The following is a 21,060-nucleotide window of genomic DNA, read 5'->3' as shown; positions in this document are numbered from 1 at the left end:
CGATGTGACGCACGCGTGGTGTGATGTGGACCCTCGGCGTTCAACGGAAAGGAACGAGCGCTCATGCGCGAGATCCTCGGAAGGCGACGCAGGCTCCGGTTCCGGGACAGGCCCGCCCAGCTCGACGCGGCCCTGGCCTGTGCCACCGAGTGGCGGTGGCCGGTACTCCCGGGAGTGGGGCTACAGACGGCCGACGGCCGCGGTGAGCGCGGCTGCGCCTGCCCCGATCCCGAGTGCGCCGTGCCCGGCGCGCACCCCTTCGATCCCGGACTGCTCGCGGCGACCACCGACCCGCGGATGGTGCGCTGGTGGTGGACGAACCGGCCCACCGCGCCGGTCGTGCTGGCCACCGGCGGGTCGGCTCCGTGCGCACTGAGCCTGCCGGCCGCGGCCGGTGCCGGGGCGCTGGCCGGACTCGACCGGATGGGGGTGCGGCTGGGCCCCGTGGTGGCGACGCCGACCCGGTGGTCGCTGCTGGTCGCCCCGTACACCCTCGAACGGCTCGGTGAACTGCTGCACGCGCAGGACTGGGTGCCCAGTTCGCTGCGGTTCCACGGTGAGGGGGGCTATCTCGTCCTTCCGCCGTCCGAGACCGGTGCGGGGCAAGTGCGCTGGGAGCGGGCGCCGGACCGGGTCTCCCGGCTGCGGCTGACGGGCGGAGCGCCCGTCGCGGCGGCCGCCTCGCCTTGGCTGCCGGACGTGGGGACGGTTCTGGACGCGCTGGTCGAAGCGAGCAACAGCGCCCCGGACGGCGGTAGCCGGCTCGCCTACTGACGGGCGGGCGGCGGCAGCGCGCCGGGATTTCGGCGCGACGTCAGGAATTGCCGCACACCGGGCAGCTGGGGCCCGCCGGGGATACCCGCAATGGTGTGCTGCTGGATCTTCCGGGCGGTCGGCCGCCGCCATGGCCTTGTACCGGCTGTGCAAAGCACGCCGGTACAAAGTTGTTCGGCGGTCGGCTTTCTGATGCCCCCTCCGAAACGCGTTCGAAGAATGTTCGAGTTTCTCTTTCGAGGATCACTTCAGACGTTGTCAGAGGGCTGTCCGGGCGCTGTCGCGGTGTTTCTTCGGCTGCATTCCGGCGGAAGCCGCATTCCTGCGGGTGTCCGAAGGTCCGGCGGACGGCTCCGGCCGGCGCCTTCCCGCCCGGCGCCGGCGGGCCCTGCGGCTGACGCGGGATCCGGGGGTGTGCGGCGCCGCTGCGGGCACCGGATCCGATCCGGGTTCTGTGGGGGCCGGACCCAATCCGGTTTCATCCGAGCCGGGTTGACGCAGGCCAGTGGCCTCTGCTGTCCGAGCTGACGGGAGCGCCGTGAGCCGTCGGAGGCCGGGCAGCAGATGGCGGGGCTTGCGTCACTGAAGGGCTCGTCCGGGGACCGTGTCAGGTCTGTGCGCGGTTCACGCGCCGTGCGTGCGCCGTGGGCGCCGTACCCGGAAATGAGGATGCCCGGTCGCTGGCGACGGGGGATGCACCAGCGACCGGGCTTCTAGAACGGTAACAAGAGATCTGCCGTTCGCAAATTCGATCTCATGTATTCGGACAGCGATTTACCTGTCAGTACGGTCAGTTGTGACGCGAGTCACCGTACGGTCCGGGCGGTGGTCACTGTCAGCTGAGTGTCACTTGGCGGTTGGTGAGCCCGCCGCGCGCCCGGCGCTCCTCGGGGGTGAGGGGCGCGTCCGAGGCGAGCGCCGTGGCCAGCCGCTCCGCGAACACGGCGGCGGGCTTCTCGCACTCCTCGGCCCCCATCGCGCTCGGCAGATCCCAGACCGGGACCATCAGGCCGTGCGCGCGGAAGGAGCCGACCAGCCGGGTCCCCTCGCCGAGGGACGAGACTCCGGCGGCGTGCAGCCGGGCGAGAGCGTCGAGGAGCTGCTCCTCGGGGTGCGGCATGACCCACCGGAGGTGGTTCTTGTCCGGCGTCTCGCACCAGTAGGCGGCGTCCACCCCGGTGAGCAGGACGGTCGGGATCGCGGCGTCGTTCGCGCGCTCCAGGGAGGCGGACACCTCGGCTGTGGTGTTCTCCGAGTCCGGCACCCAGAACTCGAAGCCCGAGTGCACGACCGGCGCGAACGGCGCATCCGGGTCCAGGACATCCTGCAACCGGGGCCCGTCGGCCGGAACGCGCCGGGCGGCGACGGGCGAGCCGGGCTCGGTCTCCAGCGCCCGCTGCAGGGTGTCGGCGAGGTCCCGGCTGAGGTCACCGGAAGAGGTGTCGTTCTGCAGGGCGAGCAGGACCGAGCCGTCGTCGCGGCGCAGCGCGGGCCAGGCCATCGGGAGCACGGTCGCGAGCGTCACGGACGGCACGCCCTCGGGCAGCCCGCCCTTCAGCGTCAGCTCGACCGTGGCCGCGGGGACCAGTTCGCGCAGCGCGACCCAGTCGCATTCGCCGGCCAGTCCCTCGAAGGGGCGCTGGACCAGCTCGGTCACGGCCTGGGCGGCGGCGCGGCCGTGGCAGGCCTTGTAACGGCGGCCCGAACCGCACGGGCAGGGCTCGCGAGCCCCGACCACCGGGATCTCGCCGTCCTTGAGTTGCTGCTTCCCGGCCTTGGTCTGAGGGCGCTTCTTGGCCATGGTGGGCTTTCTCCCGGTTGCGACGGTGCGACAGTGCGGTCTGGGCCGCGAGCCTAGCCGCCCGTGCGGTGTCCGGGGCACAGCTGCCCCAGCCGCCTGCGGGCACGGGCCCGCGAACGCCGCGTTTCGGATGCCGCGCTTTTGGTGCCGCCTTCCCGGTTGTCGTACCGCTTCGCCCGCGTGTCCAGCCCGCGGGGCTCGCCCGCGTGGGCCTGCGACGCGTCAGCCCACGGGGCTGCGCCCGGGTCAGCCCGCGTCGTCGAAGGCGTCGGCGAGATCCAGCCCGTCGAGCCCCGGCACGACGGGCATTCCGGTCGCACCCGGCAGCACGGTCGTACCGGTTGCCCGTCCGTTGCCCTGTCCGCCCGGCCGGCCGCCGGGGCGCCCCGGCCCCTCGTTGACCAGCACCCAGACCGTGACCTCGCCGGACGAGTCGTCGCGTACGCCCCACTTCTCGGCGAGCGCGCTGATGATGTTGAGCCCTCGGCCGCCGCGCGCGGTTACCGACGGAGTGGCCGGAACCGGTCGGGTCGGACCGCCTCCGTCCGTCACCTCGACGGTCAGCCCGCCCGTTCTGTCGACGCGCCAGGCGGCGCGCACGTCGCCCTCTCCCACGTCGCTGTGCCGGCCCAGCGGCCTGCCGTGCCGGCAGGCATTGCTGAGCAGTTCGGAAAGGATCAATACAGCATCGTCGACGACCGAATCCGACACCCCGTGGCTGCGCAACTGCTCACGCATCCGGTGCCGTGCCTGGCCCACGCCCGCAGGGCCATGGGGAACGGCCATGCTCGACGACGTGGGCACTTCCTGTGCCACCACCAACGCCACCCCCGAGACCTCCTTTGCCCCACGCCACGGAGTGGATGCCCCCCTGGGCTGGGCCGGAAACCGGCCAGTGGTCTGCCAGTGACGCACTCGTAACGATCGAGTGCAGCCCGAATGCGCCGGTGTACTCCCTGTTACTGATATGAAGAGCGTCCCAATTGTGACAGGACCTGCCTCGGGCGGTTCGTGATGATCGCCTCCACTCCGAGCCGGACGCAGAGGTCGACGTCCTCCGGTTCGTTGACCGTCCAGACGTGTGCCCGGTGGCCCGCGCGGTGCAGGCGGTCGATGTAGCCGGGGTGACTGCGCACGATCCGCATCCCGGGACCGGCGATCCGGGCGCCGGCCGGCAGCCGTCCGTCGCGCAGTCGCGGCGAGACGAACTGCATCAGATAGACGGTGGGCAGATCCGGTGAGGCGTCCTGGACGCGGTGCAGGGAGCGGGCCGAGAAGCTCATGATGCGGACCGGAGAGGGGCCCCCGGCCGGCGGTGCGTCGAGCTCGAAGCGCTTCAGCAGATGCAGCAGCCGCTCCTCGACCTGGCCCGCCCAGCGGGTCGGGTGCTTGGTCTCGATGGCCAGCTGGAGCGGACGCCCGGCGGCTCGTGTCTCGACGAGCAGTTCGAGCAGCCGTTCCAGGGTGAGTACCGAGGTGAGCTCGCCCGGGACCGGGTCCCAGTCCGGGGACTCCGATTCCTCGCGGTCCTTCCACGAGCCGAAGTCGAGGGCGGCGAGCTCGGAGAGCTCCAGGGCGGAGACCGCGCCGCGACCGTTGGACGTACGGTTCACCCGACGGTCGTGTACGCATACGAGATGGCCGTCGGCGGTGAGCCGTACGTCGCACTCCAGGGCGTCGGCGCCGTCCTCGATCGCCTTCCGGTATGCGGCCAGGGTGTGCTCGGGGGCGTCGTCGGACGCGCCTCGGTGTGCGATGACCTGGATGGGATGCTGCGTGGTGTGCTGCTGCCGTGCTTGGGTCACCGCGTCATGGTGTCACCGGCGGGCCCGCGGGCGCGCGAACCTTGCGACGCGGGACCGTTTTGCCCGATGTAAAGACCCGTGCGCGGATGCACAGGTCCTGCTTACAGTGGTCTGACGTGCTGTGGGAAAAGCTGACTCCAGACACGTGCACAGCGGATCTCTTGCCGAATCATGATGTGGAACCGAGGAGTACAGAGCTGTGAGCACAGAGAACGAGGGCAACGAGGGCACCGCGGCCGAGGCCGCCCCGTCCGTTCCGTCCGCACCTCCAGTGCCGGCCGATGCTCCCCAGGGGCCTCCTGGAAGCGCGCCCCCGGCCGCTGAGCAGCCGGATGTGACGGCTGTGCAGCCGCAGGTCCCCCCGGCCCATGACCCGGCGACCACGCCCATGGCCCAGGTCCCGCCGGCGCCGCAGCCCCACACGCCCCCTCCCGCACCGCAGTCGGCAGCGGATGCCGGCTGGCCCCCGCCCCCGCCCGCAGTCCCCGCCTACGCCCACGGCGCACAGGGCGGCGGCCCCGTGTGGGGCCCGCCCGGCCAACCGCAGACACCCGACTCCCCCCGTAAACGGCGTGCGGGCGGTCTGGTGGCCGCGGTGGTCGTGGCAGCGCTCGTGGCGGGCGGAGTCGGCGGAGCCCTCGGCTACTGGGCCGCCGACAGCAATGACGGCTCCGGCTCGTCCGGTTCGACCACGGTCGCGGCGTCGGCCAACCCGCAGGACCTCAAGCGCGACCCGGGCACGGTCGCGGGGGTGGCGGCCAAGGCGCTGCCCAGCGTGGTCACCATCGACGCCCAGGGCGGCGACGGCGAGGGCGGCACCGGCACCGGCTTCGTGTACGACAAGGAGGGCCACATCCTCACGAACAACCACGTGGTGGCCTCCGCCGCGGACAGCGGTCAGCTCACCGCGACGTTCTCGAACGGCAAGAAGTACGGCGCCGAGGTCGTCGGCCGGGCCGAGGGCTACGACGTCGCGGTCCTGAAGCTGAAGAACCCGCCGCAGGGGCTCACCCCGCTGGAGCTGGGCAACTCGGACCAGGTGGCGGTGGGCGATTCGACGATCGCGATCGGCGCCCCGTTCGGCCTGTCCAACACGGTCACCACGGGCATCATCAGCGCGAAGAACCGCCCGGTCGCCTCCGGTGACGGCTCCGGCGGCAGCAACTCGTACATGAGCGCCCTGCAGACCGACGCCTCGATCAACCCGGGCAACTCCGGCGGCCCGCTGCTGAGCGCCGGCGGCGCGGTCATCGGGATCAACTCGGCGATCCAGTCGACCGGCAGCAGCACCGGCCAGTCCCAGGCGGGCTCCATCGGCCTCGGCTTCGCGATCCCGATCAACCAGGCGAAGAACGTCGCCGAGCAGCTGATCAAGACCGGCCAGCCGGTCTACCCGGTCATCGGCGCCACGGTGACGATGGACGAGAAGACCGGCGGCGCGGTCATCTCGGACCAGGGCACGGGCGGCACGGCCGCGGTCCCGAAGGACAGCCCGGCGGGCAGGGCCGGTCTCAAGCCGGGTGACGTCATCACGAAGTTCAACGACACCGTGGTCGACAGCGGCCCGACCCTGATCGGCGAGATCTGGACCCACAAGCCGGGCGACAAGGTCATGCTGACCTACAAGCGCGACGGCAAGACCTCGACCGCCGAAGTCACCCTGGGGGAGCGCAAGGGCGACAGCTGACCGGCTAGGCTGTCCTCGCGTCGAAAGCGGGTCGCGTTGACCGCCGACGCGGGGTGGGTTGCCCGAGCGGCCTAAGGGAACGGTCTTGAAAACCGTCGTGGCAGCGATGTCACCGTGGGTTCAAATCCCACACCCACCGCACAGGTCAGAGTATGTGCAGGTCAAAGGGCGGGTCTCCGGTTCGGAGGCCCGCCCTTTGTGCTCACCCTGTCTCACCCAGGATCGCCCATATCTCGGTGGTGACCAGTGCGTATGGGCCATGTGTGGGCCAGGCCCGCGCGATCATCCCCCGTTGAGTCCTTGCTCGATCAGGGCGTTGGCGCGGTCCTGCTGCCCGCGCAGGATCTTGGCGTAGAACCGGAAGAGCACCGTGAGGCTGTGCCCCGCCCGTCGGGCGACTTCCACCGGGTCGACACCCGAGTTGATCCACAAGGACACTCCCGCGTGCCGGAGGGAATACGGCACGTCTGCCAGAGGCGTCTTCGCTTCCTTCGCTGCGAGGGCTTTGAGCCGCGCCGCGTCCCAGAGATTGCAGTACTCCGTGGACCGCACCCGACCTCCCATCGCCGCGCGGAAGAGCTGGCCTCCCTCGGTCACCCCGTACTTCGCCTTGTGGTCCCGGAGCATCGCCGTCAGCACGGGAGGGATCGGCACGGACCTGGTCGCGGTCCGGGCTCGGCGTTTGAGACCCCGCTGTTCGAACGACCGCCCATCGTCGGTCCACCCCGCACCGACCTCGGGACGGCTCCCCGCGAGGATCAGCTCACCCCAGCCCGTCTCGGGAAGGGTGCAGTCCGAGTCCCGGAGAGCCGCGATCTCCGAGGGCCGCATGGCCGCGTAGTACAGGCAGCCGAAGAACGCGGCCATGTGATCGCCCCGCGCGCTGATCTGCCGTACGGCGTCGATGAGGGCGGCGGCCTGATCCGGGTTGGGGACGTAGCGAAAATCCACCTCGTCATCCTTGTCGGGGGCCGACCAGTCCACCCGGCCCAGCGGGTTGGCGGGGAGCGTGCCGCGCTCAACGGCGTACCGCAGGGTGTTGCTCAGAACCATGCGCTTCCGGTTCGCGGTGTTGGAGGCTGCGGGCTTCCCGTTGAGCTTCTTCGACAGGGCGTCCAGGGCCGCTCGCACCCGCTCCGACCGGCTGACCTCGGTCATCTTGACCGTGTTCGTTGAGATCCACGCGAGGGCAGCCGCAATATCCGCCGGCGGTTCCTCCCCCTGGTGACGAGGGCACAGTGCCTCGTCCGGACCCGTGACCGCCCTGAATGCCCATCCGTACAACGCCTTTCGCAGGACGGCGTCCTTCGGTGCCCCGCGTGATGTGGACAGGAAGGCGGGCGTGACGGTGGCGAGCGTCTCGGCGATGCTGGCGCGGTGCTTGGCCGCCGCCTTCGGCCACTTCATCAGCATGTAGGCCGTGGCGTGCTCGAACCACGTCGGGGTGTTCAGCGCCTCGAACTCTGAGACAGGAAGACCGGTCTCTTCGTCGAACTGCTCCCGGTTGCGAAGTGCGGTCATCAGTTCTGAACTCCGGCCGGTGGCCTGCGGCTTGAGCTTGAAACTGCGCGAATGGGCGCGCTCGCCCACGCGCCACCGCAGCTCGAACGGCTTCGGACGGCCCTTGCGCTGCCTGATCGACCAGATGTCTACGTCATACGTGAGCATGGCTCTCCAAAAACGCGAGAGGGCCCGCCGTTCGGCGGGCCCTCTCGAAGCGGGGCGAATCAGGCGGCGGTCTGCTCGTACTGGCTCAGCCAGGCGTCCAGGTCGGCACGGCGGACGCGGATCTGCTTGTTGGGCAGCTTGATGAGCTTGGGTGCGAGGCCACGGGCGCGCATGCGGTAGAAGGCGGCGCGGCTCATGCCGAGTTCGACGAGAACTTCGGGGAGTTTGAGCATCTGAGGGCGTGCCACGGTGTGACTCCTTGGCTCGGTTCGGTCTCACAGGTGCGGTTACGTCGGTTACGTCGGTTACATCGCAGGTCAGGGGCCCCTTTTCTGTAACCGATGGGTGGGGTGTAACCGATGGCGTGCGGTTACAGGTGGCGGGGGACCGGGGTGGTGTAACTGGAGGTGTTCCGGTTACACCACCCCGATCGGTTACAGAAGCGCCGCAGGTCAGGAGCCCATCGGGAGGGGTGTAACCGATGTAACCGAGGATTCCGGGGGCGGGGGGCAGTAGCGGTTCCAGGCGTCTGTGAGGTCGTCGCGGTGGTAGCCCTTGACGATCTGTCCGCCGATGCGCAGTGGCCGGGGAGAGATGGGCTTGCTCTTGGCGGTGACGTATTCCTTGAGGGTCTTGGAGAGGGTGCGGGCGTTGAGCGGGCGGCCGTCGAGGTCGCCCCAGGGCGATTCCTCCATGGCGTTGAGCAGGTGCAGGATTTCGATGGTGGAGACGGTGTCCTCGCCGGGGAAGACGTGGTCGCGCAGGTCGGTGAGGAGCTTGACTCCGAGCGAGGCGCGGTCGTCCTCGTTCACGGCGGTGACGAGATCGACGCAGGCTTGCCGGGCCCGGTCGGGCCAGGTTCCGCCGGCCGCGTCGGCCACGGCGAGCAGTGGTTCCCAGACGTCTGCGGGCCGGTCCGTGATGCCCTCGGGCATGTCGGGGAAGGCGCCGTCGACGCGGGGCCGGACCTGCTCGGCCCAGGTGGTGAGCTGGTCGCGCAAGGCGTGGCCCTGTGGTTCGTGGATGCGGGCCCGGAAGGGTTCCACTCGCTCGTTACGGGCGCGGCGCCGCATTCGGATGATGACGGAACGGGCCAGGATCGTGTCTGGCAGCGAGCCGAGCCCGCCCATGGCGACGGCGCAGTACGAGGGGAAGGCAACGACCGTCTGTGTGCCGCCGTCGCCAACGCACCGGTAGGAGACGCCGCTCTTGCGGTGACCGGCGTTCAGCAGTCCGCGCAGATCCTCGTTGTCCTTGGCCTTGGGCCCAAAGACGGTGTCGATCTCGTCGAAGAGAATCGTGGGCCGTCCGGCCTCGTCGGCCACCGCTCGGAAGAGTGCGGCGGGTGAGGCGTTCACGGCGTGCATGGGGTGGGGTACCAGGGTGCTGATGACTTCCAGTGCCCGGGTCTTTCCGCTGCCGGGCTCAGGGGAGAGGAAGGCGAGCCGCGGAGTGGAGTCGAAGCAGTCGAGCAGGTGCGTGTGTGCGTCCCACAACGCGACGGCGACGTAGGCCGCCTCGGTCGGGAAGGCGTTGAACCGGCGGTGGAACGTCTCCACTGCATCGAGCAGGGCGGAGCCGTCGATGAGCGGGGCGGTCGGTGTCGCGTTCATGCGGCGATGCCTTCCTGGTCGGTGCGCAGCGGGCAGCGGGTGCGGTGGTCGGCGTGGTCGGTGATCAAGGCGAGTGCCTTGCGTTGTCCTGCGGCGAAACGGTTGCGGCCGCATTCGCACACACTGGTCACGGTCGGCACCGCGCCGCGGGGTGCGGTGATGGTGAGCCAGGCGATGGGGTAGCGGCCGTCTCCCGTCTGCTGGTCAGGGAGAACAGCAATGGGGACGCCTTCGGTGACGCCCTTCGGCGCACCACTGCCGGATGCGGTCGGGGCCGGTTCGGCGATGCGGGGGCCGGTCGGGGGTGTCTGGACGCTCTTAAGTGGGGGATTCCTGGGCGCCGTCATGCGGTCCTGCCCGTGGGGTTGTTGGCGATGGACCAGTTCAGTGCGCTGGTGATGGCAGCCCTGCACTCGGATTCGCGCAGGCCGGCCGCCAATCCGCCCCAATTAAGAGCCTCCTCGACCTCACTGCGGCTGAGGTCGCCGGACGCGACGAACCGCCCCAGAGCGCGGGCGGCCCGGACCAGCGTCCAGTTCCGCACGCCCTCCCCGGCGGCGGCCACTGCGGCGCGTTCGGCCTTGAGCGCGGCTGCGGCGTACCTGGACGCCCGGTGCGGCGAGGGCGCGGCCATCAATGCCCGCGATGCCTGAGGGGGCATCAGGAGGGTGTACAGCCATTCCGGGAGCGGGGCGGGCGGTGTGGGGTCGGTGACGGTGTAGGCGCCCGTGGGGGTGAGGCTTCCGGCGGCGACGACGTATCCGCCGTGGGCGCGGGTGTCGATGAGCTTGCCGAGCCTTCCCGCACTGTTCGTGAGCCGGATGCCGGGTGGGGCGGTGAAGTAGCGGTGGTGTCCGCCGCTCGGGGTCCGGGTCCGGTAGGTGGCGGGGACGGCCTGGTCGGCGCGCTCGCAGAGCGCTTGGAAGGTCGTCACGCCGGAAGGCGTGTCTGTGCTGCTGTTGGGCTTGGGCATGTCGAGGTCGACGACGACCAGCCCGGACGGGCCCGTGGCGATCCCGATGTTGTACGGCCGGTCGGCCCATGCCCGCCGGATGCGGTCCGGGTCGGTGGTGGCCCGGTCCTCCCATTTGCGGTGTCCGCCGGCGCAGTCCCCGAGACCGGTGCAGGCGGTCTCGCCGTGGAGGGCGGGGCGCTTGTCGCCGGGGCGGAGCGGGAAGACGTGCCAGCCGCGTTCGGCTGCTCGTAACGCCGCATCGAGCAGCGGGGTGTTGCGTTCGTGGGTCATGCTGGGGGTCTCCAGTTCTCTGATGTGGATGGCTGGACAAGGGCGGCCCCAGGCTTTGGCGAGACGGGGGCCGCCCTCGGTGTGTTCAGGCGATGTCGAGCGCGAGCTGTGAGGGCGCGAGGGGCGCGGGCTCGGCTGCTTCCACGGCGAGGAGGGTGCGGTATGCGGTGTGGGCCTGGTGGATGACGACGCCGTTGCCGAGGATCTTGAGCTGGTCGGAGCGGGAGAGTCCCAGGTCCGTGCCGGTCACCCAGCCGGGGTCGGCGCCCATCATCCATTCCACGAACGCCGGGGACAGGCGCCGGTTGTTCTTGGTGCCGGGTTCGGTGGGCTCGGGTGCGGGGCGGCCCAGGACCTGTTCCCAGCGGCGGATGGCGGGTCCGTAGTCGGTGCCGTTGGTCGCCACCCACTGCCCGTCCAGTCGCACGGCCTGGCCGGGGAGGTAGTAGTGCCCGGCGGTGTCGGGCTGGTTGGGTCCGCCGTGCGGTCCGTCGGATGCCTTCGGGGTGGGCAGCAGGTTGACGATGACTTCGTTGAGGGGGCGGGAGTTGGTGCCGATCAGGTTGGAGGCGCCGGATTTCCAGTCGCGGGCCGCGGGGGTGGGCAGGAGGGTGACGGCGGTGCGCAGGTTCATTCCGCCCTGCCGTTTGTCCGAGAGGCCGGGGCCCCCGGTTCCGTCGGCGGCGGCCGGTGTGGGCAGCAGCCTCAGGTGTTCGCCGGGGGAAGCAAGAACACCACTTCGTCCTCCAGCGTGGGCCCGTGCCCGCCTGCCTTGCGCTTGTCCGGGTGCTGTGGGCCGCCGTTGCGCCCCAACTGTGAGGTGGGGGTCTTCAGCAGCGGGATACGCGACGGCGAACCAGCGGTCGCGTCGGTGGCAGGCTCCGACTTCGGGATCTCCAGCGCGTAGGCACATCCACCGCGCGTCGTACCCGATCGCGGCCAGGTCGGCGGCGACGACGTCGAGTCCCCGGCTGCGGAGGGCTGCGACGTTTTCCAGGAAGACGAGTCGGGGTCGAAGGTGGCGAACGGCTTGGGCGATGGTTTTCCAGAGTCCTGAGCGGTCACCGGCGATTCCTCCCCTAGGTCCGGCGTTGGAAATGTCCTGGCAGGGAAACCCGGCGGTCAATGCCGCCGGCCGGGGCCGCGTCGCGGCCAGGGCCACCCAGTCGACGGCCTTGATGTCCCCCAGGTTGGGGACGTGCGGCAGCCGGGCGGCGAGCAGCCGGGAAGCGGCCGGGTCCTTCTCACCGACCATGACCGTGGGCAGACCCGTGACGGCGTGCACGGCCTGGTCCAGCGCCCCGGACCCGGTGCACAAACTGATGTTGCCGCCGTCCGGCGGCACGGTGGACAGATGCGTCATGCTGGCTGTCTCCAGTTCTCTGATGTGGATGGCTGGACGACGGCGGCCCCGGTCATTGGCGTGAGGGGGCCGCCGTCGGCGTAGCTACAGGTCGTCTTCGGTGTCGTTGATGGGGCCGCAGTAGCCGAGCGGGCTGGAGGCGTTGTGCGCGCGTTCCAGCGCGTCGGTCAGTGCGGTGGCGAGCCGTTCGGCGTCGCGCAGCGCGGCCGCGGCGGTGGTGGTGTGCTGGGTGGGGGTGCCGTGGTCGGCGGTGAGGTGTCCGGCCTTGTGGAGGTCGGCGAGCGCGATGGCGATCTGGTCGAACGCCTGCGGCAGCCGGTGGGCGAGCGAGGCGAGCGAGCCGATCGCGTTGTAGATGGTGCCGGGGTAGGCGATGCCGGGACCGGTGCGGGTGGGCAGGGTGGCGTGGTTGAAGGCGCGTACGGCGTCGGCGGCCTTGGACGGGTGCCGGGCCGGGTCGGTGTTGCGGGTGGTCATGGGCGTCCTTTCGGGGGTCAGTTGTGGAAGCGGTCGGAGGTGGGATGTTGGTCCAGCCACGCTTCGGCGCACACCTTGTGGACCGGTTCGCGGTCGTGGGAGCGCATCGGGGTGGGGCGCCCGCACAGGACGCACGGCAGGTCGCGGGTGGCGTCGAAGTGGCGGGCGGCCCGCCAGTCCAGGAGCGGCATGCGGAATCCCTTCCTTCGCTCGTCCAGGGAGGTAAAGGCACCCCCTTGGGATAAGCGCGTGGAGCGGGGTTTCGGGGCTCTGACCTGGGATGCCTCCCTGCCTCCCTGAACATCATTTGCGCAGGTCAGACACAGGGAGGCGGGGCAGGGAGGTGGTCAGGGAGTTCTCCCTGCCTCCCTGACCGGCCAGGGGTGCGCCTCCCTCTACTGGGAGGCGGAAGCGGAACCGTCGGTGTCGCGGTTGGTGAGGGCGCGGGTGACGCGTTCGCGGCCGACGACCATGCGCCCGTCGGACTTGTAGGGCTCGGCCCCGGTGCCGTCCAGCACGCGCTTGAGGTCGGCGAACGTCCACTTGCTGTAGGTGTCGTTGCTCAGCACGGTGAGGCGCTGCAGCACGTCCTGGGTGACGAGACGCGACGCGTCCTTGAGCACAAGAGCGATGTCCGCGAGCGCGTCCCGGTCCTCGCCCTGCTCGATGACGTGCAACGTGGTGACCCCGCCGTTGCGCAGTGCCTTGGCGCGGTCGGTGATGGCTCGGGCGTCGTCGTCGTCGATGTAGTGCGTGCGCACGGTGATGGACGCCTGGCCGGCCGGGATGACGATGCCGTCGGAGGCGACGACGAGGGTTCCCCGGTCCAGTCCGGGGCGCAGCAGGTTCGGTGCGGCGCCGCCGTCGACTGCCTTGTCTCCCAGTGCCATGCGGGCCTGGGATTCGGTGCCCAGGGCGAGTGAGGCGCGGGTGTGGGCGCCTTCGCGGACGAGCTTGGGGAGGTTCTGGTCGGTGGGGTCCTGGGTGCCCTGCCACATCAGGACGTTGACCGCGCGCCCCTGGTTGTGGAGCTTGCGCACGGCCATGAAGTACCGGGAGTTGGCCTTCGAGCCGCCGTACGGGCGCTTCTCGTCGTCCTTGACCGGGCACATGAACGCGACCTGCGCTTCATCGACCAGGACGACCAGGGCGGGGAACTTGGTGCCCGGGGGTGCCTGGATGCGGCGGTTCATCTCGTCCACCGCGCCTTCGACCATCTCGGTCACCTGGATGACGTGGTCGTCGGTCGGTCCCTGGATCAGGGTGGTGGCCAAGCCGTCGAACATGGCCCAGTCTCCGACGCCCTTGAGGTCACCCATGAGGAACTGCACCGACTTGTCCAGTGCCAGCCACAGGGCCAGCGAGCGCAGCGCCACGGTCTTGCCCTGGTTGGACAGACCGGTGATGAGCAGGTGGCGCTGATACAGGCTCATGGCCGCCGCGTCGCCGCGCAGGTCCTGGCCCCAGGGGGCGCGGCCCTTGGCGTAGTCGGCGGTCAGGGTGTCGTCGGTGGTCAGCGGGGACGGGCCGATCGGCTCATCGAGCGCGCCGCTGTCGGCGACCCAGAGCCGGACGGTTCGGGCTGCCTGGGGGATGGTGATGAACACTTCGTGCTCATGCCGGGCGAGGTTCTCGGCGAGCTTGCGCCGCCGCTTCTGCACCTCGTTGGTGGAGACGCCGGAGGGCAGGGTGACGTCGACTTCGACGCCGCATCCGGCGATCCGGATCGGTCCGAGCATCGCCGCACCGGCGTCGCCCATCTCCTTGATGGCGGTCCGTAGTGGGGCGACTCCGAGGTCTCGCAGGGCGGTGACGACGATGGATGGGGTGAGCGGCGCCCCGGCATCCTCGCCGCGGGTTGCGGTGGGCAGGGCCCATGCGGGTGCGGCGCCACGGTGACGGCCGACGGCCCAGACCCCGGCCAGTGCCGCCCAGGGGGCGGCGGCGACGAGCGGCCCCCACACGATGGCGGCGATGACGACGAGCAGGCGGATCAGGTCGATGAACGCTTTGAGCGGGGTGATGACGTCGGCGGGGTTCTTGTTCGCTATGGCCAGTGCGATCCCGATCACGATCAGGGTTCCGACCCCGCCGGCCGTGCCGAGTGCCGCACCCTTGACGACCTTCTCCGGGGCGGTGAGCAGGTCCATGCGGCGGCGGTGCCGGTCGGTGCGGAAGCGGTGCAGGCGCTCTTCCCACTCGCCCGCGGCTTCGTAGTTGCCCACGGCTTCGGCGGCCCGCAGCATCCGTTCGTAGCGGGCCCCGGTACGGCCGTCCCACGCCCGGCGGGTCACGATCCTGGTGCCCCCGATGACGTAGGAACCGTGCCGCACGACCGCACGGCCGGCGGTCGTAGTGCGCTCATGCCGGACCGCCCGGACCACGGCACGGCCCGTACGCCGCCACACCCGCACCGGCCGCACCGCGACAGAGGCCGGTGCGGGTGTGGGGGTGTCGAGCGGGGTGGTGGTGGGCGGGGTTTTGAACAGGTGGACGACGTTGTTGGACATGGTTGCGTCTCCCGTCAACTCCCCCTGATCTGGGGGTAGTAAGGGCGTATGGGTGAGGTGAGTGGTGCGGGTGCGGGGTGTGGTCACCACCAGCTCGACGGCTTCTTGACCGGACGGCCGTTGGCGGGCGTGAGGACGTCGAACGGGAACGGGCCGTGTTCCATCCGGACCCCGAACGACTTGATCCAGTACCAGTGGAAGGGGAACGAGCGAGCTCCCAGCTCCATCAAGGCGATGGCCCGGTGATGTCCGTCGGCCACGTACACGTCCGGGTAGCGGTCACTGATGCCGAGGATGATCGGCTTCTTCAATCCCTTCCGGGCGATCGATTCCGTCAGCTCTTCGACCTTCAGCCGGTCCTTTTCGCGGTGTGTGAACTGGCGCTTGGCGTCAGCCCATTTGCGGAACTCGGTGGGCCTGATCTGCCGGTCGTTGAGGAACGACGTCTGCATGTCGCCTCGAAACAGCATCAACATGTCCTTCCGACGGACTGACGAGGTGCGGGGGTGGGTTCAGCGGTCGGCGCGCAGTACGGCGCGTTCGGCGCGGCGTACGGCGTCCTCGGCCTGCTTGCGGGCCTGGCGGGCGGCGGCGCGGTCGGTGCGGGCGACGGTGCGCTCGGTGGCCTTGGCGTTGGCCAGGGTCTGGCGGGCGTCGGCCTGCACCTGGTGCAGGGCCCGCAGTTCCTGGGCGCCGCGCTCGGCGGCGCGCTGGTCGATCCGCTCGATCGCCTTCTCGACCTTCGGGTCGACGCAGTCGGCGAGGGCCTGGCGGAAGCCCTTGCGGAACAGCCGTGCACGCTCGTGCTTCTCGGCGGGGGTGTAGCTCTCCATGACGCTGACTCCTCAGCAGTGGTGAACGGGCGGGTGAGGGGTGCTGGGTTGCTGCTAGCGGTTGCGGGCGATCCGGTCCCAGACATCGCGCTGGGCGCGGACGGCCCGGGACGTATTGACGGTGATGCCGTGACGGCGCTGCATGTGCGCGATGCGCAGTCGCTCGGCAGCTCCGGGGGTGTTCACCGCGCGGCCGTAAGAGCCGCAGGAGCACTTGAAGTGCCAGCCGCCTCGTGAGGAGGCCCGCTCGACAAAGGAGGTCTGAGACACGGGAAGGGGTCCTCTCGCAGAGTGTGTCCGGACTGTCCGGCTCTCCGCCCGCCCCGGCCACTGGCCGGGGCGGACAGGCAACCGTCAGCGACGCCCGCGTGCCTTACGCACCGCACCGGCTGCGGCCTTGCCGTCCGTGCCACCAACCGACCTGACGACGGTCACGACGCCCCAGACCATGACCGCGGCAAGGAACGTGAGCATCGCGAGGTTCGCGGCGATGGCGGTCAGGACACCGACGAGGAGCGGGCCGAAGTAGACGCCGGCCGCGACCGCTCCGGCGCCGACACCGGAGCCGAGCGCGAGGCGCTGGACCGTGCGGTCGGGCGGGGCGTGGTGGATGTGCTGGACGATCTGCTGCGGCGCGGCCTGCGGTGCGGGCAGGTGGGCCGGGTCGGCGTAGGTGTAGGTGCCGTCCTGGAGCTGGATGACGGTGACCGCCCGGTGGGCGGGCAGGTTGGGGTCCATGCCGGGGTCCTTCCAGGTCAGACGTTGGGGGTGTCGGCGCAGGTCACGCACATGCCGAGCGAACGCGGGATGCAGTACCCGGCATCGCGAAGGCAGTTCGGGCAGGTACGGCGAGCCCGCATCGCTGCTTCGAGCGCTGCGGCACGGCCCGGGGTCATGGGCCGTACGGGCTTGGCCCGGTCGATGCGGTAGAGGTAGGCGACCAGCGGTTCGCGGCGGCGACGGGGGCGCTCCACCACGGCGGCGACGCCCTGCCCACCGGGCCGCAGCCCCAGCGCCCGCAACTGCCGGCGTGTCGCATATCCGTCCGGGGCCAGGCGCCACCGGTATTCGGAGAGCGTGGCCATCAGGCGACCATGCGCTTCCACGCCGCCCGCAGCCGCACCTCTGACGCGGAGTGGCCGGCCGCCCGGAACCGGGTGGCCATCTCGCGGTAGGAGAGGGCGGGGGTTTCGCTGTGTCGGATCTGGTCGACCATGGCGTCCAGCGCCTCATCGGTGAGGGCACCGGCCGACTCCAGCTCGAACGCCGATACGGGCTCGGTGGGGCCCCAGACGGGGAGTTCCCAGCGGGGTGTGACGCCGGGTGTGACGCGGGTCGTCACGCTGGTCAGCGCCCGTCCGGTGCCCTCACCCTCGCGCGCTGTTTCCAGCGTCGACCAGGCCCGGGACAAGGCGTTGGCGGTCGTGGCCTGGACGTGTGCGACGCGGGCGCCAGCCTGCGTCACGGCCATCAGCCGGGTCTCTTCCGTGGCGGCTTCCGACCGGAGTCGGGCGCGGGCCACGGCGGCTTCGTCGCGGGCTTCCTGCTGGATGCCCTGGATCGCGTCCAGGGCCTCACCGGTAAGCGCGGTCCGCTCCCACAGGCCGTGGACCAGCCACAGGGCTTTGGCGGCGATGGGCAGCCAGGCGACGGCCAGCCACGCGCCGGTGGACTCTTCGGCGGTGAGGGCGTGGGTGATCAGTACGCCGGTCGCGATGAGCCCGAAGGACCAGCCGACGGCGGTGACCACGTTGCTGTGGTCGCCCTGCGCGGCCAGGCGGCGTTCGTAGGCGAGGGTGGCCAGCCAGCCGCCGTCGATCCCGAGACCGACGACCAGGGCGACGGGCCACGGCATCGCCGTGCCGAGCCACATCACGACCACGGCCAGAGTGAGCACCATGGACACCGCCGTCATGCCGACGGCGGGCAGAACGGTCTTGGCGTTCATGCGGCACCCCCGAGCGTGAGGAGAGCGGCGAGGACAAGCAGAGCGCCGCCCGCGCAGGTCAGGTCCACCGCACGGCGCAGGCCGGTGAACTTGGTGACCGCCAGGCGGGACAGGCCCGCGATGTCCGCGCTGAGGTCGCCGGACAGGGTGGCGGGGATCTGCTCGGCGGTGAGCGTGGCCCACAGCGGGAAGCCGTGCCGGCCGCGAAGGTTCGGGCGGACCGACCGCAGCAGCAGACCGGCCGCCGCGACCAGCAGCCCCATCCCCAGACCGCCCACCACGTAGGCGGGGAGGTTCAGGGGGGCGTCCTTGGCGACGGTCCAGGCACCGGCCAGGAGCGCGCCGACGAACGCGAGGAGCAGCCCGGTCTTGGTGTCGGTCCGTGCGATCTCGGCCTTTACCTCCGCGTGAGCGGCGGTGAGAGCCTGCTGAGGAGTGAGGGTGTTCATGCCCCCACCCCCGGAACCTGCGACGCGGCATTCGCCAGCACGCGGCGAGCGGCCAGCACCTTGCGGCCGGCCCGGCGAATCCGCCGCTCGTCCACCTCGTTCGCCGGCCGGTCGATGGTCATGATCTGCGCGTCCAGCAACTCGACCTCGGCCCGGATGAGCGGCATCTCGGCCTCGATCGCGGCCAGCTCGGCAGCCGACGGCTCGAAGTCAAGCGAGGCTGCCGTAACAGTGGTCTGAAGTGCAGCGATGGTCTTCATGGGTCGTTTTCTCCTAGCGGTAGGACGGCCCAGCAACAGCGGCCCCGGTGTTCGAGCACCGGGGCCGCGCGCCGTCTGTGATGAAGCGGGAGATGCGCCTCCGGCTCCCCTCTGCCCCGCCCGTACAGCCCCGCAGGAAGCGGTCTGGACGGACGGGGGAGGCAACCGGCCGCGTGAGCGGCAGATCAGGCGATGACGCGAGGGGCTTACCGGTCCGGCCGGTCCAGCACGGACGGCGCCCACATACTTCGCTGGCTCACGGGTGGTCCTCTCGGTTGTTCGGATCAGGGCAATCACTGCAAGGGGGATCTCGTCCCCACTCGCCGGCCGTTGCTCGCGGTCACCGGGCCACCTCGCCAGTCGGGCCGAAGCCCTGTCTCCTGGCCTTTAGCGGGATTGCAGCGTCCCCGCCCTCTGCCTCTGCTCACCAGCGGGCCGGAGCCCGCATCTGGTGCGCACCAACAGATAAGCATCTGGTGCGCACCAGAGTCAAGGATGTTCGGCTACTCGATGGCCGCTCTGCCTTGGCGGTGCCTAATCAGAAGACCCCGGAAGGTGTGGTGGTCGGTAGCCAACAGCGCTTAACAAAGCTCCTGTTAACCCCTATTGACCTGCGGTGATGTGGTGCATGCTGGACTGGACAGCGACGGCATCTATCGCCCGGCGGTGGCACGTGAGTGAAGGACTTCGGGGCGCGCGCAAAAATCGCGGATGGTCCCAAGAGCGGCTCGTCCATGAGATCGAGCGGTACGCCAGACAACACGCGTCGGATGTCGCTTCGACCGCGAGTTTGCGTGTGTATGTCTCTGAATGGGAGAACGGCAAGCGGGTGATCTCAGACCGCTACGCAGTGATCCTGCGACGCCTTCTCGGGGTTACGGACGGCGAGCTGAGGTCTTCCGCCGCGGCTGTGCAGGTGCTCACCGCAGACGGTTATGACGACTTGCTCAGTCGGATCGACACGGCGGGCAGCGTTGGCGACAGCATGGTGGAGTCCTTCAACGCGCAGACAGAGCTGCTACGAACGATGGACCGTCAGATGGGCGCATCTGGCCTTGTTGACCAGATGGCCGGGCACCTGGCCCAGCTTGAGGAAACGCTGAATTTCGCCGTCTTGCCGCACACGCGTCGGCCTGTGGCGCTTGCCTTGACTGGTGCAGCAACTTTGGCGGCGTGGCAGGCGTTAGACGCTGGAGCAGTGGATCGAGCATGGCGTCACTACGAGCTCGCGAAGAGGGCCGCGAGAGACGCAGAGGCCCCCATGTACCTGGCTCACGCGATGGGGGAGCAGGCGTACGTTCTGTGCGACGCCGGCCGCCCTGTCCTGGCCGTCGACCTCGTACGTGACGCACAGAGGGTTCTCGGCCGACAAGGCTCTCCCCGCCTACTGGCGTGGCTCCACGCAACAGAGGCCGAAGTGTGTGCCCGCGCAGGTCTGTTGGTGGATTGCAGACGAGCGCTCGACGCTGCCGCCGCGAGCATCCCGGGCGGAGCGGAGGACCGGGACCCGGACATGCTGAGCATCTTCCTGAACGGCTCGCACCTCGAACGGTGGCGTGGCAACATCCTTGCGATGGTGGGCGACGGCGACGCAGTTACCGAGCTGTACGGGGCTCTTGAACGCGTGGATCCGACATTCGTTCGGGCACAGGCAGGACTCCGATGCGACCTCGCGCAAGCTCACCTTGCGCGAGGTGAATACGACCAGGTCGACACGCACCTGCGGGCCGCGCGTCTGCTGGCCAGCCGCACGGGGTCTGTACGGCATCGCCGTCGTATCGATCTCCTCACGCAGGAGTTGTAGGGAGCCCGCTCCGGTTCGCCAGCACGTGCAGCAGGCCGACCAGAGTCCCGGAACCCATCAGATCCCCCTGAGCCATCAGGCGCGGCACGTCAGCCAGGGGGACCCACTCGACGTGGCCGGCCTCCTCCGCATCCGTGGGCTCTCCCACGTGCTCGGCGCCCCTACCCACGAAGATTTCGTGAGGCGAGTCGACCATCCCAACCATGGGCTGATAGGTGACCGCATGGTCCAGATTGGTCGGCCGCCACCCTGTCTCTTCCTCAACTTCGCGGACTGCCGTTTCGTGGGCGCTCTCGCCGGGATCCACGATTCCTCCGGGAAGTTCCCAACCCCACTGCTGAGGAACGAATCGATATCGCCAAAGCAGGAGCACGCGGTCCTGATCATCTAGCACGACGGAGATCGCGACGTGTTGAAGCTTCACTACGTGGTGCTCGAACCGCTCAACTCCAGGGGGTTCGACATCCCAGAGTTCGAGCTTGACCCAGCGATTGTCGTAGAGGGTCCGTGTGCCGTGAACCTTCCACGGCGCACGTTCCTCGGGGCGGGAGACGCTGGCGCTTCCGGGGATCAGGTACGAGCTGCGACCTCGAACCTCGATTGCCCCCTCGGCTACGAGCTTGGCGAGTACCTGCCGCAGGGCTGTGCGGCCAATGCCGAGTTCTTCCACCATGGCACGCTCGGAGGGCAGCTTGTCACCGGGCGCCAGCTCGCCGGATGCGAGTCGTGCACGGATTGCCGCGTAGACCTTTGCTGACTTGGGACCCATCCGTGAAGCACTCTCCGTTCTGAGGACCTGTTGGTGGTGCGGACCAGGGTACG

General features: G+C 69.9%; 24 protein-coding genes and 1 tRNA gene. 4 read left to right on the top strand and 21 right to left on the bottom strand.

From position 1 onward, the window contains the following. Nucleotides 1-63 precede the first annotated feature (63 nt). Entirely contained in the window at nt 64-774 is a 711-nt protein-coding gene (locus OG322_RS17790) for a bifunctional DNA primase/polymerase (RefSeq protein WP_123460509.1), read from the top strand. Between the two features lie 835 nt (nt 775-1,609). Here the strand turns inward: OG322_RS17790 and OG322_RS17785 are convergent. The 3 genes from OG322_RS17785 to OG322_RS17775 all read right to left on the bottom strand — a co-directional run bounded on the left by OG322_RS17785 (nt 1,610) and on the right by OG322_RS17775 (nt 4,380). Continuing rightward, nucleotides 1,610-2,575: a DUF5926 family protein gene (locus tag OG322_RS17785; RefSeq protein ID WP_123460510.1), complete on the bottom strand. Its 966-nt coding sequence runs from the start codon at nt 2,573-2,575 to the stop codon at nt 1,610-1,612. 246 nt (nt 2,576-2,821) lie between these two features. Beyond that, entirely contained in the window at nt 2,822-3,361 is a 540-nt protein-coding gene (locus tag OG322_RS17780) for an ATP-binding protein (protein ID WP_242644764.1), read from the bottom strand. A gap of 173 nt (nt 3,362-3,534) precedes the next feature. Beyond that, entirely contained in the window at nt 3,535-4,380 is an 846-nt protein-coding gene (locus OG322_RS17775) for a glycerophosphodiester phosphodiesterase (RefSeq protein WP_123460512.1), read from the bottom strand. A 199-nt stretch (nt 4,381-4,579) separates the two neighbouring features. Here OG322_RS17775 and OG322_RS17770 point away from each other — a divergent pair, with 199 nt between their 5' ends. Beyond that, nucleotides 4,580-6,067, top strand: a complete 1,488-nt coding sequence (locus tag OG322_RS17770; protein ID WP_123460513.1) for a S1C family serine protease — start codon at nt 4,580-4,582, stop codon at nt 6,065-6,067. A gap of 52 nt (nt 6,068-6,119) precedes the next feature. Then, a tRNA-Ser gene (locus OG322_RS17765) sits at nt 6,120-6,206 on the top strand. A 143-nt stretch (nt 6,207-6,349) separates the two neighbouring features. On the opposite strand, the gene OG322_RS17760 is transcribed toward OG322_RS17765, so the two are convergent. The 17 genes from OG322_RS17760 to OG322_RS17680 all read right to left on the bottom strand — a co-directional run bounded on the left by OG322_RS17760 (nt 6,350) and on the right by OG322_RS17680 (nt 18,434). Beyond that, nucleotides 6,350-7,735 carry a tyrosine-type recombinase/integrase gene (locus OG322_RS17760; protein ID WP_329306666.1) on the bottom strand — a complete coding sequence of 462 codons (1,386 nt, stop codon included), beginning with the start codon at nt 7,733-7,735 and terminating at the stop codon, nt 6,350-6,352. Between the two features lie 59 nt (nt 7,736-7,794). Next, nucleotides 7,795-7,983: a helix-turn-helix transcriptional regulator gene (locus OG322_RS17755; protein ID WP_329306665.1), complete on the bottom strand. Its 189-nt coding sequence runs from the start codon at nt 7,981-7,983 to the stop codon at nt 7,795-7,797. Between the two features lie 204 nt (nt 7,984-8,187). Next, nucleotides 8,188-9,348 carry a DUF3631 domain-containing protein gene (locus tag OG322_RS17750; RefSeq protein ID WP_329306664.1) on the bottom strand — a complete coding sequence of 387 codons (1,161 nt, stop codon included), beginning with the start codon at nt 9,346-9,348 and terminating at the stop codon, nt 8,188-8,190. Then, nucleotides 9,345-9,695: a hypothetical protein gene (locus tag OG322_RS17745; RefSeq protein ID WP_329306663.1), complete on the bottom strand. Its 351-nt coding sequence runs from the start codon at nt 9,693-9,695 to the stop codon at nt 9,345-9,347. Before OG322_RS17745 ends, OG322_RS17750 begins: the two co-directional genes overlap by 4 nt. Next, entirely contained in the window at nt 9,692-10,594 is a 903-nt protein-coding gene (locus tag OG322_RS17740) for a bifunctional DNA primase/polymerase (protein ID WP_329306662.1), read from the bottom strand. Before OG322_RS17740 ends, OG322_RS17745 begins: the two co-directional genes overlap by 4 nt. An 85-nt stretch (nt 10,595-10,679) precedes the next feature. After that, nucleotides 10,680-11,957, bottom strand: coding sequence for a DNA cytosine methyltransferase (locus OG322_RS17735; protein WP_329306661.1), 1,278 nt, complete (start codon nt 11,955-11,957; stop codon nt 10,680-10,682). A gap of 84 nt (nt 11,958-12,041) precedes the next feature. After that, a complete protein-coding gene (locus tag OG322_RS17730) occupies nt 12,042-12,434 on the bottom strand; it encodes a hypothetical protein (protein ID WP_329306660.1) in 393 nt (130 codons plus the stop codon). A gap of 17 nt (nt 12,435-12,451) precedes the next feature. Further along, nucleotides 12,452-12,625: a hypothetical protein gene (locus tag OG322_RS17725; protein ID WP_329306659.1), complete on the bottom strand. Its 174-nt coding sequence runs from the start codon at nt 12,623-12,625 to the stop codon at nt 12,452-12,454. A 204-nt stretch (nt 12,626-12,829) separates the two neighbouring features. Then, entirely contained in the window at nt 12,830-14,944 is a 2,115-nt protein-coding gene (locus OG322_RS17720) for an FtsK/SpoIIIE domain-containing protein (RefSeq protein ID WP_329306658.1), read from the bottom strand. 83 nt (nt 14,945-15,027) lie between these two features. Beyond that, nucleotides 15,028-15,414, bottom strand: a complete 387-nt coding sequence (locus OG322_RS17715) for a ParB/RepB/Spo0J family partition protein (RefSeq protein ID WP_329306657.1) — start codon at nt 15,412-15,414, stop codon at nt 15,028-15,030. 42 nt (nt 15,415-15,456) lie between these two features. Beyond that, the gene (locus tag OG322_RS17710) at nt 15,457-15,777 is read right to left on the bottom strand and encodes a hypothetical protein (RefSeq protein WP_329306656.1); all 321 of its coding nucleotides are present in this window, start codon (nt 15,775-15,777) and stop codon (nt 15,457-15,459) included. A gap of 54 nt (nt 15,778-15,831) precedes the next feature. Continuing rightward, complete coding sequence (locus OG322_RS17705) at nt 15,832-16,047, bottom strand: hypothetical protein (RefSeq protein WP_329306655.1); 216 nt, start codon at nt 16,045-16,047, stop codon at nt 15,832-15,834. Between the two features lie 84 nt (nt 16,048-16,131). After that, nucleotides 16,132-16,515, bottom strand: a complete 384-nt coding sequence (locus OG322_RS17700; RefSeq protein WP_329306654.1) for a DUF6251 family protein — start codon at nt 16,513-16,515, stop codon at nt 16,132-16,134. 17 nt (nt 16,516-16,532) lie between these two features. Then, nucleotides 16,533-16,862: an RRQRL motif-containing zinc-binding protein gene (locus OG322_RS17695; RefSeq protein ID WP_329306653.1), complete on the bottom strand. Its 330-nt coding sequence runs from the start codon at nt 16,860-16,862 to the stop codon at nt 16,533-16,535. After that, entirely contained in the window at nt 16,862-17,725 is an 864-nt protein-coding gene (locus tag OG322_RS17690) for a protein spdB (protein WP_329306652.1), read from the bottom strand. The genes OG322_RS17695 and OG322_RS17690 overlap by 1 nt, the downstream gene beginning before the upstream one ends. Then, nucleotides 17,722-18,174 (bottom strand): Pycsar system effector family protein, encoded by a 453-nt coding sequence (locus tag OG322_RS17685; protein WP_329306651.1) that lies wholly within the window; start codon nt 18,172-18,174, stop codon nt 17,722-17,724. The genes OG322_RS17690 and OG322_RS17685 overlap by 4 nt, the downstream gene beginning before the upstream one ends. Beyond that, nucleotides 18,171-18,434, bottom strand: coding sequence for a DUF6284 family protein (locus OG322_RS17680; RefSeq protein WP_329306650.1), 264 nt, complete (start codon nt 18,432-18,434; stop codon nt 18,171-18,173). Before OG322_RS17680 ends, OG322_RS17685 begins: the two co-directional genes overlap by 4 nt. A gap of 796 nt (nt 18,435-19,230) precedes the next feature. Between OG322_RS17680 and OG322_RS17675 the strand changes: the two genes are divergently transcribed. After that, entirely contained in the window at nt 19,231-20,238 is a 1,008-nt protein-coding gene (locus OG322_RS17675) for an XRE family transcriptional regulator (protein ID WP_329307743.1), read from the top strand. Here the strand turns inward: OG322_RS17675 and OG322_RS17670 are convergent. Beyond that, nucleotides 20,222-21,007 carry an NUDIX domain-containing protein gene (locus tag OG322_RS17670; RefSeq protein ID WP_329306649.1) on the bottom strand — a complete coding sequence of 262 codons (786 nt, stop codon included), beginning with the start codon at nt 21,005-21,007 and terminating at the stop codon, nt 20,222-20,224. The two genes, OG322_RS17675 and OG322_RS17670, sit on opposite strands and share 17 nt — an antisense overlap. Nucleotides 21,008-21,060 lie beyond the last annotated feature (53 nt).

This window comes from Streptomyces sp. NBC_01260, assembly GCF_036226405.1.
In the GTDB taxonomy this organism is placed as follows: domain Bacteria; phylum Actinomycetota; class Actinomycetes; order Streptomycetales; family Streptomycetaceae; genus Streptomyces; species Streptomyces laculatispora.
The sequence above is the reverse complement of the archived record's forward strand: the minus strand, read 5'-3'. Positions and strand labels throughout refer to the sequence as shown.

What these genes read in the sequence shown, in the direction of transcription:
- OG322_RS17695 (WP_329306653.1), bottom strand. Translation starts at nt 16,862, where the DNA reads ATGGCCACGCTCTCCGAATACCGGTGGCGCCTGGCCCCGGACGGATAT.
- OG322_RS17790 (WP_123460509.1), top strand. Translation starts at nt 64, where the DNA reads ATGCGCGAGATCCTCGGAAGGCGACGCAGGCTCCGGTTCCGGGACAGG.
- OG322_RS17710 (WP_329306656.1), bottom strand. Translation starts at nt 15,777, where the DNA reads ATGGAGAGCTACACCCCCGCCGAGAAGCACGAGCGTGCACGGCTGTTC.
- OG322_RS17680 (WP_329306650.1), bottom strand. Translation starts at nt 18,434, where the DNA reads ATGAAGACCATCGCTGCACTTCAGACCACTGTTACGGCAGCCTCGCTT.
- OG322_RS17735 (WP_329306661.1), bottom strand. Translation starts at nt 11,957, where the DNA reads ATGACGCATCTGTCCACCGTGCCGCCGGACGGCGGCAACATCAGTTTG.
- OG322_RS17715 (WP_329306657.1), bottom strand. Translation starts at nt 15,414, where the DNA reads ATGCTGTTTCGAGGCGACATGCAGACGTCGTTCCTCAACGACCGGCAG.
- OG322_RS17725 (WP_329306659.1), bottom strand. Translation starts at nt 12,625, where the DNA reads ATGCCGCTCCTGGACTGGCGGGCCGCCCGCCACTTCGACGCCACCCGC.
- OG322_RS17700 (WP_329306654.1), bottom strand. Translation starts at nt 16,515, where the DNA reads ATGGACCCCAACCTGCCCGCCCACCGGGCGGTCACCGTCATCCAGCTC.
- OG322_RS17785 (WP_123460510.1), bottom strand. Translation starts at nt 2,575, where the DNA reads ATGGCCAAGAAGCGCCCTCAGACCAAGGCCGGGAAGCAGCAACTCAAG.
- OG322_RS17730 (WP_329306660.1), bottom strand. Translation starts at nt 12,434, where the DNA reads ATGACCACCCGCAACACCGACCCGGCCCGGCACCCGTCCAAGGCCGCC.
- OG322_RS17740 (WP_329306662.1), bottom strand. Translation starts at nt 10,594, where the DNA reads ATGACCCACGAACGCAACACCCCGCTGCTCGATGCGGCGTTACGAGCA.
- OG322_RS17690 (WP_329306652.1), bottom strand. Translation starts at nt 17,725, where the DNA reads ATGAACGCCAAGACCGTTCTGCCCGCCGTCGGCATGACGGCGGTGTCC.
- OG322_RS17760 (WP_329306666.1), bottom strand. Translation starts at nt 7,735, where the DNA reads ATGCTCACGTATGACGTAGACATCTGGTCGATCAGGCAGCGCAAGGGC.
- OG322_RS17685 (WP_329306651.1), bottom strand. Translation starts at nt 18,174, where the DNA reads ATGAACACCCTCACTCCTCAGCAGGCTCTCACCGCCGCTCACGCGGAG.
- OG322_RS17670 (WP_329306649.1), bottom strand. Translation starts at nt 21,007, where the DNA reads ATGGGTCCCAAGTCAGCAAAGGTCTACGCGGCAATCCGTGCACGACTC.
- OG322_RS17750 (WP_329306664.1), bottom strand. Translation starts at nt 9,348, where the DNA reads ATGAACGCGACACCGACCGCCCCGCTCATCGACGGCTCCGCCCTGCTC.
- OG322_RS17720 (WP_329306658.1), bottom strand. Translation starts at nt 14,944, where the DNA reads ATGTCCAACAACGTCGTCCACCTGTTCAAAACCCCGCCCACCACCACC.
- OG322_RS17745 (WP_329306663.1), bottom strand. Translation starts at nt 9,695, where the DNA reads ATGACGGCGCCCAGGAATCCCCCACTTAAGAGCGTCCAGACACCCCCG.
- OG322_RS17780 (WP_242644764.1), bottom strand. Translation starts at nt 3,361, where the DNA reads ATGGCCGTTCCCCATGGCCCTGCGGGCGTGGGCCAGGCACGGCACCGG.